General features: G+C 69.0%; 10 protein-coding genes. 6 read left to right on the forward strand and 4 right to left on the reverse strand.

Features of this window, described 5'->3' with window-relative positions; all coding sequences use genetic code 11:
- The first annotated feature begins 32 nt into the window (after window positions 1-32).
- Together C7R54_RS27770 and C7R54_RS27775 are read left to right on the forward strand one after the other, a co-directional pair.
- Window positions 33-1,376, forward strand: a complete 1,344-nt coding sequence (locus tag C7R54_RS27770; RefSeq protein ID WP_129154163.1) for a cytochrome ubiquinol oxidase subunit I — start codon at window positions 33-35, stop codon at window positions 1,374-1,376.
- A complete protein-coding gene (locus C7R54_RS27775) occupies window positions 1,373-2,518 on the forward strand; it encodes a cytochrome d ubiquinol oxidase subunit II (protein WP_129154164.1) in 1,146 nt (381 codons plus the stop codon). The genes C7R54_RS27770 and C7R54_RS27775 overlap by 4 nt, the downstream gene beginning before the upstream one ends.
- 32 nt (window positions 2,519-2,550) lie before the next feature.
- On the opposite strand, the gene C7R54_RS27780 is transcribed toward C7R54_RS27775, so the two are convergent.
- Together C7R54_RS27780 and C7R54_RS27785 are read right to left on the reverse strand one after the other, a co-directional pair.
- Window positions 2,551-4,161: an ATP-binding protein gene (locus tag C7R54_RS27780; RefSeq protein ID WP_129154165.1), complete on the reverse strand. Its 1,611-nt coding sequence runs from the start codon at window positions 4,159-4,161 to the stop codon at window positions 2,551-2,553.
- 61 nt (window positions 4,162-4,222) lie between these two features.
- Window positions 4,223-4,930, reverse strand: a complete 708-nt coding sequence (locus C7R54_RS27785) for a response regulator (protein WP_129154166.1) — start codon at window positions 4,928-4,930, stop codon at window positions 4,223-4,225.
- Between the two features lie 297 nt (window positions 4,931-5,227).
- Between C7R54_RS27785 and C7R54_RS27790 the strand changes: the two genes are divergently transcribed.
- Window positions 5,228-6,691, forward strand: a complete 1,464-nt coding sequence (locus tag C7R54_RS27790; RefSeq protein WP_129154167.1) for a fimbria/pilus outer membrane usher protein — start codon at window positions 5,228-5,230, stop codon at window positions 6,689-6,691.
- Window positions 6,692-6,794: 103 nt separating this feature from the next.
- Window positions 6,795-8,621, forward strand: a complete 1,827-nt coding sequence (gene recQ, locus C7R54_RS27795; RefSeq protein WP_129154168.1) for a DNA helicase RecQ — start codon at window positions 6,795-6,797, stop codon at window positions 8,619-8,621.
- Window positions 8,622-8,756: 135 nt separating this feature from the next.
- Here the strand turns inward: recQ and ruvB are convergent, their stop codons facing one another.
- Window positions 8,757-9,824 carry a Holliday junction branch migration DNA helicase RuvB gene (gene ruvB / locus C7R54_RS27800; protein ID WP_129154307.1) on the reverse strand — a complete coding sequence of 356 codons (1,068 nt, stop codon included), beginning with the start codon at window positions 9,822-9,824 and terminating at the stop codon, window positions 8,757-8,759.
- Between the two features lie 212 nt (window positions 9,825-10,036).
- On the opposite strand from ruvB, the gene C7R54_RS27805 reads away from it, so the two are divergent.
- Both C7R54_RS27805 and C7R54_RS27810 read left to right on the forward strand, forming a co-directional pair.
- Complete coding sequence (locus C7R54_RS27805) at window positions 10,037-11,002, forward strand: threo-3-hydroxy-L-aspartate ammonia-lyase (RefSeq protein ID WP_129154169.1); 966 nt, start codon at window positions 10,037-10,039, stop codon at window positions 11,000-11,002.
- 89 nt (window positions 11,003-11,091) lie between these two features.
- Window positions 11,092-12,021, forward strand: coding sequence for a complex I NDUFA9 subunit family protein (locus tag C7R54_RS27810; RefSeq protein WP_129154170.1), 930 nt, complete (start codon window positions 11,092-11,094; stop codon window positions 12,019-12,021).
- Here C7R54_RS27810 and ruvA read toward each other — a convergent pair.
- Window positions 12,018-12,590 carry a Holliday junction branch migration protein RuvA gene (gene ruvA, locus C7R54_RS27815; RefSeq protein ID WP_129154171.1) on the reverse strand — a complete coding sequence of 191 codons (573 nt, stop codon included), beginning with the start codon at window positions 12,588-12,590 and terminating at the stop codon, window positions 12,018-12,020. The two genes, C7R54_RS27810 and ruvA, sit on opposite strands and share 4 nt — an antisense overlap.
- Between the last annotated feature and the right edge of the window lie 32 nt (window positions 12,591-12,622).

Consider the following 12,622-nt stretch of genomic DNA (forward strand, 5'->3'; position numbering starts at 1 on the left):
TGACGCCAAGTGGCTCTAAACTAGCGCGCATCATGATCCTTCCCCCTTTACTCCTGGGCCGGGTTCAATTCACGGTCTGCCTCGGTTTCCTGGCGTTTTTCATGGCCCTGGGGCTGGCCTTGTCCTGGCTGCTGTTGTTCTTCAAGTTGAAGGCCCGTTTCAGCGGCAATGCCGGCTGGACCGCCGCGTATCGCTTCTGGGTGCGCATCTTCGCGCTGGCTTTCGTGCTGACCCTGGCCGCGGCCGTGCCGGTGCTGGTGCAGCTCGGCACCATCTGGTCCGGCCTGATGGACCGCATCGGCAATGTGGCCGGTCCGCTGCTGGGATTCGCCGTCTTGTCGGTATTCGCGCTCAAGTCCTGCTTCCTGGGCGTCATGTTGTTCGGCCAGCGGCGCGTTTCCGAGGCGGTGCACACCCTCGCCGTCTTCATGGTGGCCCTGGGCCAGTTGGTGGCGGTCTTCTGGGTGCTGGCGCTGGTGTCGTGGATGCAGACGCCGGATGGCGCGGTGGCGCTGGATGGCCGTTACCAGGTATTCGACTGGATGGCGGTGCTGATCAACCCCTCGCTGAAGCTGACGCTGGGCATCAACGTGCTGTGCGCGGCGTTGACCGTGTCCTTCATGGTCATGGGGATCACCGCCTGGCAGGCCCTGCGGCGCCCGCTGGATGACGGCGAGCGGCTAGGCTTTCGCGCGGCCCTGGTGGTGGCGTGCCTGGCCATCGTGGCCCTGGTCCCGGCCGGCCTGAAGGCCGCCCACATGATCGCTCATTATCAGCCGGCCAAGGCCGCCGCCGCGGCCGGCTTCTGGCATGACAGCGACAGCCCGGACCTGGTCCTGTTCGCCCTGCCCGATGCGCAGACCAGCAGCAACCTGGCCAGCGTGTCCATTCCCGGCGCCGCCGGGCGCTGGCTGGGCCGCGACGCCGGTGGCAAGCTGCTGGCGCTGGAGAATTATTCCGGCATGCAGCCGCCGGTCGCGCTTACGTTCTGGTCGCTGCGGCTGATGGTCATCATGTCCGGGCTGATGTTCCTGGCTGCCTGGGCCACGCTCTTGCGCCTGCGCAAGCGCGGGCTCGATCCGTCCGTGCTGCCGCGCGCCTGGCTGCGGGTCCTCAGCGCGCTGACGTTCTCCGGCGCCATCGTGCTGCTGGCGGGCTGGGTGCTGACCCTCGTGGGCATCCAACCCTATATCGTCAACGGCGCGGTCACGCAGACCGAGGTATTGGGCCCGGCCACCGGACGCGGCCTTCTGTACGGCACCGTGGGCTACGTGCTGCTCTATGGCCTGCTGCTGTGGGCCTTCGTCAGCATGCTGTTCCATGCCGCGCGCTACGGGGTGGTGCCGATACGCAAATTCGCCAGGGCCGCCGCATGATCGCCGCCTTCACTTCGCTTGCCGCTTCCCTGGGCTTGAGCCCGGATGACCCCGGCTTCTGGATGCCGCTGGCTTTCATGGCCATGCTGTTCATCCTTATCCTGGCCGGTACGGTGCTCGATGGTTTCGACCTTGGCGTCGGCATGCTGCTGCAACTGGCGCCGCCGTCGGAGCGTGGCCGCATGATGACCCTGCTCAGTCCCTGGCGCGACGCCAACGAGTTCTGGCTCCTGCTGGGCGTGGGGCTGTTCGCCGCGGCCTTTCCGTTCGCCTGGGGGGTGGTGCTGGGGCAGCTCTACACGCCCCTGACCCTGATGTTGCTGGGGGCGGTGCTGCGCAGCGTGTCGTTCGAGTTCCGCTTCCGCGCCCGTAACGAGCACAAGCCGCGCTGGCTGCTCGCTTTCTGGATCGGTTCGCTGATGACGGCCTTCGGCCAGGGCATGGTGCTGGGGCGCATCGCCACGAACTACCAGGGCTTGCCGGGCTACACCTTCTTTTCGCTGTTCGTCGGGCTGTGCGCCGTGGCGGGGTATGTGCTGCTGGGGTCGACGTGGCTGGTGATGCGGGTGGAGGGCGACTTGCAGCGGCGGGCCGTGAACTGGGCCCGGCATGCCATACGCTGGACCGCGGCAGGCATGGTCGCGATCGCGGTCACGCTGGGCCTGGCCAACGCCGGCATTTTCTACAAGTGGAGCAACCTGTCGCACCTGGGCCTTGCCGTGTCCACCTGGGGCGCCATGCTGCTGGGTTTCGTGATGACCGAGATGGTCCTGGCGCGCTTGCCGACGCGGGCCGAACGCTTCAGCTGGGTGCCGTTCGTCCTGTGCGTCTGCCTGTTCCTGTTGATGATGGGCGGCCTGGCCTACAGCTTGTTCCCATACCTGATCCTCGACGACATGACGATCTGGGACGGCGCCGCCGCGCCCGGATCCCTGCGGCTGGTGCTTGCCGGCGCGGTGGTGGCGATTCCGCTGATCCTGGTGTTCAACATCCTTTCCTACCGCTCCGTGTTCGGCAAGGAAAAAACGCCCAGCCTGGCCTTGCCGGCCGGGGGCGGGGCGGCGGCCGCCACGCCAGGCGCGACGGCCGGGGTTTCCAGCCCTGCCGCCCAGGCGGCCGCGCCCGTGACGGGCAAGTCCTAGTTTCCTGGCTCCCTGCTTCCGGCGGGCGCGGCTCACCCCGCCTGCAGCGGCAGGGCGATTTCCACGCTCAATCCGCCCCAGGGCGCCGCGCCCAGGGTCAACCGGCCGCCGTGGGCGCGCGTGATGGCCTCGGCCAGCGCCAGGCCCAGGCCTACGTTGCCGGTGCGGGTGCGGGCGTCGTCCAGCCGCGCGAAAGGCCGCAAGGCTTCCGCGCGCCGTTCGGGGGGAATGCCCGCGCCATGGTCCGCGACGGTGAGGATGGCCTCGCCGCCGCGCGCTTCCAGGCTCACTTCGACCGGCGGCGCGCCGTGATGCAGGGCATTGCTGATAAGGTTGTCCAGCAGGCGCGCCAGCGCCACCGCGTCGCCTTGCAGCGTCATCGCGGTTTCCGGCGCCATGGCCAGATGCACCGGCGACCCGGCGCCCTCCCAGTTCTGCACCCGTTCCACGACCCATTCCGCGAAGGGGATGGGCGCGTAGCGATAGCCGGCCGGGTCGGTGCCGCGCACGAAACCGATGAACTGGTCCACCATGTGCTGCATGTCCTGCAAGTCCTTGCGCAGTCCTTCCTTGAGCACCGGATCGTCGGCCATCTCGATGCGCAGCCACATGCGCGACAGCGGTCCCTTGAGGTCGTGAGGCAGGCCGGCGAGCAGGGTGCGGCGCACCGATTCCGATTCGGCCAGGGCATCCAGCATGGCGTTGAAGCGTTCGCCCAGGACGCGGGTTTCGTGGGGCCCGGACGGCTCCACGCGCTGCGGCTGGCCCGCCGCCAGCTGGTCGGCAGCATGGGCCAGGCGGGTGATGGGGCGCGTGATGGTCCAGGAGAACCCCGCCGCCAGCAGCAGCACCAGGCCGAGACCGCCCAGCCAGGCCACGATCAGGGGCGTCGGCGTCGGCGGGTCCAGGCGGTCGACGGGAATGACCAGCCATTCGCGCAGGCGTGGCGCATCCTCGCTGGACGGGTTGTTGGCCAGGGAAATGAACACTTCGGGCGTGGGGCCGCGCGACAGGGCGACGCGGGTGCCATCGTTCAGACGCCGATTGAGCTGGCGCACGAGTTCGCGCAGGTCCTTGCGGGTATTTTCCTGCGGGCCGCCCCGGCGGTCGCGGAAGCGATCGCGGCCGCCCCGGTCATCGGCGTTGGCGTTCGTATTCCCAGTCGGACGAGGCCCCTGGCCGCCGCCGGGGCCGCCCTGGCTGTTGGCGCCGGTCCCCGCGCCGCGATCCGGGCCGCGACCCGGACCGCTGCCGTCCCCCGTGCCCGGCAAGCCGCCGGCATTGGGGGCGCCGCGCGGATCGAGTTCAGGCGGGGGAGGCGGCGGAGGGGGCAGGCCGCCCCAGTTGAAGCGCTGTATCTGCGCCTCGGCGGGCAAGGTGCGCGCCCACAGGTGCCATTGGCCTTGCGAGGCGTCCCGCACGAAATCCGCGCGGTCTTCCGTCGGGATTTCCGACAGCGCCGCGCGCAAGGTGCGTATCGTGGTGGCGATGTAATCGAGTCCCACCTCTTCCAGGTAGCGGTCCCGGTAGTGGGCGCCGATCACCAGGGTGGCGGCCTGCGCCAGCAGCACGCAGCCGAGCACCAGCAGCGTCAGGCGCGCGCGCAGGGAGTGGGGCAGCAGCTTGCGGAGTGAAAAGGACATGCGTGAGCACGTAGCTTGTGTCTCGAAGGGCGGGCCGGGCAGCCTGCAGGGCCCGCACGCATCATGGCGAGAAACGATAACCGATGCCCCATACCGTCTGGATCCAGCGAGGCTGCTTGGGATCGTCCTCGATGGCGCGGCGCAGGCGCAGGATGGCGATGTCGATGGCGCGGTCGTTGCGTTCCCCGGCATCGTCGTCGCGCGCCAGGGCCAGCAGCCGCTCGCGCGACAAGGGCTTGCCGGCGTTGCGCACCAGGGCTTCCAGCAGATTGATTTCGCCGCCTGTCAGCTTGACCACCGCGTCCTCGCGCAGCAGCTGGCGCGTGGTCGGATCGAAGGTGAAGGGGCCGAAGGTCACGGGCGCGTCGCGCGTCAGCGCGGAGGGGCCGCGCTTGCGGCGCAGCACGGCCTCGATGCGGGCCAGCAGCTCGCGCGGGTCGAACGGCTTGCCCAGGTAGTCGTCCGCCCCGGCCTCCAGGCCGATGATGCGGTCGACCGCCTCGTCGCGGGCGGTCAGCAGGATCACGGGGATGTCCTCCCCCTGTTCGCGCAGGCGCCGGCAGGCGTCGGCGCCGTCGCCGCCCGGCATCATGCGATCCAGCACCAGCAGGTCGGGCGCGTAGCGCGCGATGCGCGCCGAAAGGTCGCTGGCGTCCGGCGCCAGCAGGGTGTCATAGCCGTGCCGGTTCAGGTAATCGGCCAGCAATTGGCGCAGGGCCGGGTCGTCATCGACAACCAACAGCTTGGTGTGGGGGGTAGACGTATCCATGGCGCCCATATTGTTATGCTCCCGTCCCGCACGCAAGGGGCGGGAAATCGATTGAAATATACGGTATCCGGCCTCCTTCCTCGCAGCCCTGCGGCTTGGGGCCCGGTCGCCATGGTGGCGAGGCCGCGACACGGTCATGGTTTGTTTCCGACGATCCGGGCCGCCGGCATTTCCGCGGCGCGGCATGGAGCCTAAAATCCGGTTTCGCGGCCTTGCCTGTTCGCTTTCGCCCTGTCGTCCTTTTTCTGTCGCGGCGGTCATTCGCGGTCATCCTGACGCCACTCTGTTACATCCACCATGCATCATCGCCCTGCGTACGCACCCGTCCGTTTCCTGCGCACGCGGCTGGTCCTCCTGGCCGGCGGCCTGGCCCTGGCCGCGCCCTCGCTGTCGGACGCCGCGCCGCCCCAGTACGCCGCCGCCAACATCGGCAGCCTGGCGCCGGCCCAGCCCTTGCCCGTCCAGGTCGGCAACTCGGTAATGCTGACGGCGGAGCTGCCGCCGTGCGCGCCGGCTGCCGACGTCACGAACGAATCGGTGGCCGCGGCGGTGAATGGGGCCGGGTCCGACGCCGGGCCCGGACAGATCACGATGCCCGGCGGGACCCAGGCAGCCGTGGGCGCCGAGGCTGCCAGGACCGCTGCGTCCACAGCGCCCACAGCATCCACTACGTCTACTACGTCCTCGACCCCTGCGACCGCCCAGACGGACGACCCGCTGGCCGCGGTGCTGGGCCGGCCCGATCCTGGCCTGGCGGACAAGCCGGTCGACCTCGCCGCCGCGCCGGTCGCCAGTCCGGTGCAATGCCGCAGCGTTGCCGCGGATGCCCAGGACAGGCTGCCCGATGACCTGCTGGCGTCCAGCGCCCCCAGCTACGCGCTGGAGTACGTGCCGCCCCTGCCCGGCACGCCCAGCAAGGTCAAATGGGCGCGGCCCCTGGGCGCCCCCAAGCCCTGGTTCTCCGGCATCGCCACGGTTGGCGGCATGGAGGAAGGGGATCGCAGCCTGACCTACCGCACTGTCGACGGCCCGTCCCTGTCGCTGGGGTCGCAGTCGACATACACGCCCGCCTGGGGCAGCGCCGCGACCATCGGCGGCTTCGGCTTCTCCAACCTGGCCGTCCCCGCCGACAGGCCGGTGGCGGAGGGCAAGCTGGGCTATTCATCCATGTTCGGCCACCTGGACTACACCGACACCTCCGCTACCCAGGGCGGTATCAACTACGGGTCGGCGGCCGGCAGCAGCGCGTTGCGCTATGGCGTCACCAAGGACTGGACGCTGGAAGGGCAGGCGCAGAGCGCGCGCGCCATGAGCGCCACGGGACTGGGGTCCATCTATTCGATCGGGCAATGGGGCACGCTGAACGCCGGCGCCACGCAAAGCCGCTATGACGAAACAGACAGCTGGCGCTACCGGCTGGGCTACAAGGTCGATGTCTGGTCCGGCATCACGCTGGGCTACGCCAACGAGCAGACCCAGGCGGGATATAACGACCTGTCCACCTATTCCAGCGGTCCCATCGACACGCGCCAGTCCCGCAATACCCTCTCTGCCGGCTTGCCCATGGGTAGTTGGGGCACGCTTACCGGCACCTATTACGGTGTCCGCGATGCCGACGGCGTCATGGCCGAGCGCCACTTCGGCCTGTCCCAAAGCATGCTGCTGGCGCCCAATGTCCGCCTGGCCCTCGGCGCGGACCGGGACGTGATCACGGGCGAGTATGCCGTCAACATGAACCTGTCCCTGCCCCTTGGCCGCTGAAGTCCCTGGCGCCGCGGTGCCGGGGCGACGATTTTGTCCCCGTGGAAACCTGAGTCCCCTGCATCCATTAGAATGCCCCCCATGATGCTCCCGGCTTTTTCCCATGTCTGACCCGCGCGCCCTGGAAGTGCTGCGGCGCGTGTTCGGCTACGAATCGTTTCGCGGCGACCAGCGGGCCATCGTCGATCACGTGATCGCCGGTGGCGACGCGCTGGTGCTCATGCCGACCGGCGGCGGCAAGTCGCTCTGTTACCAGGTGCCCTCGCTGGTGCGCGCGGGGACAGGCGTGGTGGTGTCCCCGCTGATCGCGTTGATGCAGGACCAGGTCGACGCGCTGACCGAATTGGGCGTGCGCGCCGCGTTCCTGAACTCCACCCAGGACTGGCGCGAGGCACGCGAGGTCGAACAGGCGTTCGTCAACGGCGAGCTGGACCTGCTGTACGTGGCGCCGGAGCGCTTGCTTACCGACCGTTGCCAGCAACTGCTCGATCGCGGCCGCATCGCGCTGTTCGCCATCGACGAGGCGCACTGCGTTTCCCAATGGGGGCACGACTTCCGGCCGGAATACATGGGGCTGTCCTTGCTGCACGAACGCTGGCCCGACGTGCCCCGTATCGCGCTGACGGCCACGGCCACCGAACACACCCGTGCCGAAATCGCGCAACGCCTGAAGCTGGACGAAGCCGAGCATTTCGTCGCCAGCTTCGACCGTCCCAATATCCGCTACCGCATCGTCGAGAAGAACGAGGTGCGCAAGCAGTTGCTGGAATTCATCCGCGCCGAGCACATGGGCGACTCCGGCGTGGTGTACGCGCTGTCGCGCGCCCGCGTCGAGGAAACCGCGGACTTCCTCTGCCACCAGGGCATCAACGCCTTGCCTTACCACGCCGGCCTCAGCCCCCAGGTGCGCGCCGAGAACCAATCGCGCTTCCTGCGCGAGGATGGCATCGTCATGGTCGCGACCATTGCGTTCGGCATGGGCATCGACAAGCCCGATGTGCGTTTCGTCGCGCATATCGACCTGCCCAAGTCGGTGGAGGGCTATTACCAGGAGACCGGCCGGGGCGGGCGCGACGGCCTGCCTGCTTCGGCCTGGCTGGCCTACGGCCTGCAGGATGTGGTGCAGCAGCGCCGCATGATCGACGAGTCGCAGGGGGATGAAACCTTCAAGCGCCGGCTGGGCCAGCATCTGGACGCCATGCTGGGCCTGTGCGAAACCGTCGAGTGCCGACGCGTGCGCCTGTTGAATTATTTTGGGCAGACCATCAGCGCTTGCGGCAATTGCGATGTCTGCCTGGAACCGCCGGAGGCGTGGGACGGCACGGTGGCGGCGCAGAAGGTGCTGTCCGCGGTCTACCGCCTGGCCAAGGAGCGCGGCCAACGCTATGGCGCGGGCCACATCATCGATATCCTGCGCGGCAAATCGACCGAGCGCGTGGCGCAATACGGGCACGAATCCCTGTCGGTGTTCGGCGTCGGCGCGGACCTGTCGGAATCGGCCTGGCGCGGCGTGCTGCGGCAGCTGCTGGCCAAGGGACTGCTACAGGTCGACCATGACGGCTATGGCACGCTGGCCTTGACCGAAGGCAGCCGCGCCGTGCTCAAGGGCGAATACCAGTTGATGCTGCGGCGCGAATCGCCCAAGGCGGCGCGCGCCGCGCGCGGTACCCGCGCCAAGCCGCAGGCCGTCGAGTTGCCGGCTTCCGCGCAGGCGTTGTTCGAGGACCTGCGCGCGTGGCGCGGCGAGGTGGCGCGCGAGCATGGCGTACCGGCCTACGTCATCTTCCATGACGCCACCTTGCGCGAAATCGCGCTATCGGAACCCGACTCGCTGGACGCCCTGGGCCATATCAGCGGCGTGGGCGCCCGCAAGCTGGAAGCGTACGGCGAAGACATCCTGGAGCGGGTTGCCGCGCACGCCGCCGGGTGACCCCGGCCGGCGCCGCGCGTCGTCCTCTCCACCGGAAAAACGGAAGGGCCCTCTCCATGAGGGCCCTTCTGGTTTGTCTCGCAACGGCGGACGGTGCCGGAGGGCGGCGGTGGCCGCGCATCCGTGTCCGGGGGCTTAGAAAAGATCCCCGGTCGCCGCGGCCGTGCCCGCGGGCGGCGTCAGGCCCAGGTGCCGCCACGTGGTCTGCGTGGCCATGCGGCCACGCGGGGTTCGTTGCAGGTAGCCGTGCTGGATCAGGTAGGGTTCGATCACGTCCTCGATGGTGTCGCGTTCCTCGCCGATGGCGGCCGCCAGGCTGTCGACGCCCACGGGGCCGCCGTCGAACTTGTGCACGATGGCTTCGAGCAACTTGCGGTCCATCAGGTCCAGGCCCTGCGGGTCGACTTCCAGCATGGACAGGGCGCTGCTGGCCACCTTGCCGTCGATGACACCCTTGGCCTTCACTTCCGCATAGTCGCGCACGCGGCGCAACAGGCGGTTGGCGATGCGGGGCGTGCCGCGCGCGCGGCGCGCGACTTCCTTGGCGCCGTCGGGCGTGATGGTTGCCTGCAGCAGCGACGCGCTGCGCGTGACGATGTGGGCCAGGTCCTCGGCGTTGTAGAACTCCAGGCGCGACACGATGCCGAAACGATCACGCAGCGGATTGGTCAGCATGCCGGCGCGCGTGGTTGCGCCGACCAGGGTGAACGGTTGCAGGTCCAGCTTGACGCTGCGCGCGGCCGGGCCTTCGCCGATCAGGATGTCGATCTGGAAATCCTCCAGCGCGGGGTAGAGGATTTCCTCGACGACCGGCGACAGGCGATGGATTTCGTCGATGAACAGCACATCGTTCTTTTCCAGGTTGGTCAGCAGCGCCGCCAGGTCGCCCGGGCGCTCAAGTACCGGGCCCGAGGTCTGGCGCAACTGCACCCCCATCTCATGCGCGATGATGTGGGCCAGCGTGGTCTTGCCCAGGCCGGGCGGCCCGAACAGCAGCACGTGGTCCAGCGCCTCGCCGCGCTGGCGGGCGGCGGCGATGAAGATCTCCAGCTGTTCGCGCGCCCGCGCCTGACCGACGTAGTCCTGCAGGATCTTGGGCCGCAGGGCGCGTTCGACCGACTCTTCGTTGGGCGAAACGGGCTGCGGCGCGACCAGGCGGGCGGCGTCGGGACGGGAACTGAGGGAATCGGACTGGATGGCCATGGTGCGAGCGGATGGAAAGCCGTCCAATCGTACCATCAGGGGCCGGGCGGCAAGGGGCTCGGTGCGCCGGACCGGCCCCGGGTGGACTATCATGCCGTGTCCCCGCGCCGTCTGGCGGCCATGCCGCCGTTGCCACCGGCATCCGCTTGTTCGCGCCACCCGGCGCCATGCCGCCCGGCGCTTGCCGTCACCGCCTCTGTCCAGGAATCGCCATGCCCACTGCCTTGCCTACCTTTGATGACGTTATCGCCGCCAGCGAGCGGCTCCAGGGGGTCGCCCATCGCACGCCGGTGCTGACGTCCTCCACCGCGGACGCCATCGCCGGCGCCCAGCTGTTCTTCAAGTGCGAGAACTACCAGCGCATGGGCGCTTTCAAGTTCCGCGGCGGCTACAACGCCATCGCCCGGCTGACGCCCGAGCAGCGCGCGAAGGGCGTGTTGACGTTTTCCTCGGGCAACCACGCCCAGGCGATCGCGCTGGCGTCCAAGCTGCAAGGCGTCAAGGCCACGATCATCATGCCGCTGGACGCCCCCGCCGCCAAGCGCGCGGCGACCGAGGGCTATGGCGGCACGGTCGTCACCTATGACCGCTACAAGGAGGATCGCGAAGAGGTGGCCAAGCGCATGCAGGCCGAGACCGGCGCGACGCTGATCCCGCCTTACGACCACGCCGACGTCATTGCCGGCCAGGGCACCGCCGCCAAGGAGTTGTTCGAGGACGTCGGGCAGCTGGACTACCTGTTCGTCTGCCTGGGCGGCGGCGGCCTGCTGTCCGGCTCCGCGCTGTCGGCGGCGGCGCTGAGCCCCGCCTGCCAGGTCTACGGGGTCGAGCCGGAGGCGGGCAATGACGGCCAGCAGTCCCTGCGCGCGGGCAGGATCATCGCGATCCAGACCCCCAAGTCCATTGCCGACGGCGCCTTGACCCCCTTTCTGGGCGACTTGACGTTTCCCATCATCCAGGACAAGGTAAAGGACATCCTGACGGTCAGCGATGCCCAGCTGGTGACGACCATGAAGTTCTTCGCCGAGCGCATGAAAATGGTCGTCGAGCCGACGGGTTGCCTGGGCGCGGCGGCGGTGCTGCAAAAAGTGCATCCGGTCGCCGGCGCCCGTGTCGGTGTCATCATCAGCGGCGGCAACGTGGACCTGAAAGCGTACGGCGGCTATCTGGCAAGCTGACGCAGTCCGGCGGCATTGCCGGAGGGCGCCGGAAGGCTGGCTGGCAGCCTGGGCGACACCTCTATCCTCCTTCCACCGGTGGAGCGACGATGCGTATTCTGATTCTGGGCGGTACGGGTTTCGTGGGCCGTCACCTCGCGGCGGCGCTGGCCAAGGCCGGCCATGAGGTACGGGTGCCGACGCGCGGCTACGCGCACGGGCGTGACCTGCTGGTGCTGCCGACGGTCACGCTGTTCCAGGCCGATATCCACGACGATGCCACGCTGGACCGCCTGGTGCAGGGCTGTGACGCCGTGGTCAACCTGGTCGGCATCCTGCATGGCGACCGCGGCAAGCCCTACGGCGCGGCCTTCGCGCGCGCCCATGTCACCTTGCCCCAGCGCGCCGCCGCCAGTTGCCGGCGCCAGGGGGTACGGCGCTTCGTGCAGATGAGCGCCCTGGGCGCGGACAGCGCCGGCCCCAGCATGTACCTGCGTTCCAAGGGAGATGGCGAGGCGGCGGTGCGCCAGGCCTGGGCCGATACCGAGCCCGCCTGGACGCTGGTGCGGCCGTCCGTGATCTTCGGCGCCGACGACAACTTCACGAATTTGTTCGCGCGCCTGGCCCGCATCTTTCCGGTGCTGCCCCTGGCGGGCGCGCAAGCGCGGGTGCAGCCGGTGCACGTGGAGGACGTGGCGGCCGCCATCGCCGCCATGGTCGCCAATCCGCATGCCGCGGGCAGGACGTATGAACTGGCCGGGCCGCAGGTCTACACGCTGGGTGAAGTCGCTGCCTTGTGCGCGCGCTGGAGCGGCCATCCGCGTCCGGTGTGCCGCATGCCGGACGGCCTGGGCCGTCTACAGGCGGGTTTCCTGGCCATGCTGCCCGGCACGCCGCTGATGACGCCCGACAACCTGGACAGCCTGCGGGCGGACAACGTCGCGTCGGGGCCGATGGCGCCCGAACTGGGCGTGGTGCCGGCATCGATGGATGCCGTGGTGCCGGGATACCTGGGACGCCGCGCGGGCGCGTATTTCTAGCGCACCAGCGCCTTCAGCGCCAGCCTGATTCCTTCGGACACGCCCACGTCCGCCGGCAAGCCCTTGAGCGCGGCCAGCGATTCCTTCTCCGAGTAGCCCAGCGCCAGCAGGGCATTGAGCACGTCGGACTGGCTGTCGGGCACCTGTTGCGGGCTCGCGCCGATGTCGGCGCCCAGCTTGCCGCGCAGTTCCAGCAGCAGCCGCTCGGCGGTTTTCTTGCCGATGCCCGGCACGCGCGTCAGCCTGCCGGATTCCTGCAGCGTCACGGCTTGCGCCAGATCCGCCACCGACAGGCCGGACAGCACCGCCAGCGCGGTGCGCGCGCCGATGCCGCTGACCTTGATCAACTGGCGGAACGTGGCGCGTTCGGCCAGGCTCGCGAAACCGTACAGGAGATGCGCGTCCTCGCGCACGGTCAGATGGGTATGCAGGCTGACGCGCGCGCCCAGTTCGGGCAGGGCATACAGCGTGCTCATGGGCACGTCGACCTCGTAGCCGACGCCGTTGACGTCGACGCAGATCGTCGGCGGTGTTTTTTCGACCAGGGTGCCGGTGAGTCTTCCGATCATGTTGCGGATGGCATGCGAGTGAGGGAGGGGGA

This window comes from Achromobacter aloeverae (assembly GCF_004121055.1).
GTDB classification, from domain to species: Bacteria; Pseudomonadota; Gammaproteobacteria; order Burkholderiales; family Burkholderiaceae_B; genus Bordetella_C; species Bordetella_C aloeverae.

Bases quoted from the DNA above. Each gene is read 5' to 3' on its own strand.
- recQ (WP_129154168.1), top strand. From the start codon at position 6,795: ATGTCTGACCCGCGCGCCCTGGAAGTGCTGCGGCGCGTGTTCGGCTAC.
- C7R54_RS27785 (WP_129154166.1), bottom strand. From the start codon at position 4,930: ATGGATACGTCTACCCCCCACACCAAGCTGTTGGTTGTCGATGACGAC.
- ruvB (WP_129154307.1), bottom strand. From the start codon at position 9,824: ATGGCCATCCAGTCCGATTCCCTCAGTTCCCGTCCCGACGCCGCCCGC.
- C7R54_RS27790 (WP_129154167.1), top strand. From the start codon at position 5,228: ATGCATCATCGCCCTGCGTACGCACCCGTCCGTTTCCTGCGCACGCGG.
- ruvA (WP_129154171.1), bottom strand. From the start codon at position 12,590: ATGATCGGAAGACTCACCGGCACCCTGGTCGAAAAAACACCGCCGACG.
- C7R54_RS27780 (WP_129154165.1), bottom strand. From the start codon at position 4,161: ATGTCCTTTTCACTCCGCAAGCTGCTGCCCCACTCCCTGCGCGCGCGC.
- C7R54_RS27805 (WP_129154169.1), top strand. From the start codon at position 10,037: ATGCCCACTGCCTTGCCTACCTTTGATGACGTTATCGCCGCCAGCGAG.
- C7R54_RS27810 (WP_129154170.1), top strand. From the start codon at position 11,092: ATGCGTATTCTGATTCTGGGCGGTACGGGTTTCGTGGGCCGTCACCTC.
- C7R54_RS27770 (WP_129154163.1), top strand. From the start codon at position 33: ATGATCCTTCCCCCTTTACTCCTGGGCCGGGTTCAATTCACGGTCTGC.
- C7R54_RS27775 (WP_129154164.1), top strand. From the start codon at position 1,373: ATGATCGCCGCCTTCACTTCGCTTGCCGCTTCCCTGGGCTTGAGCCCG.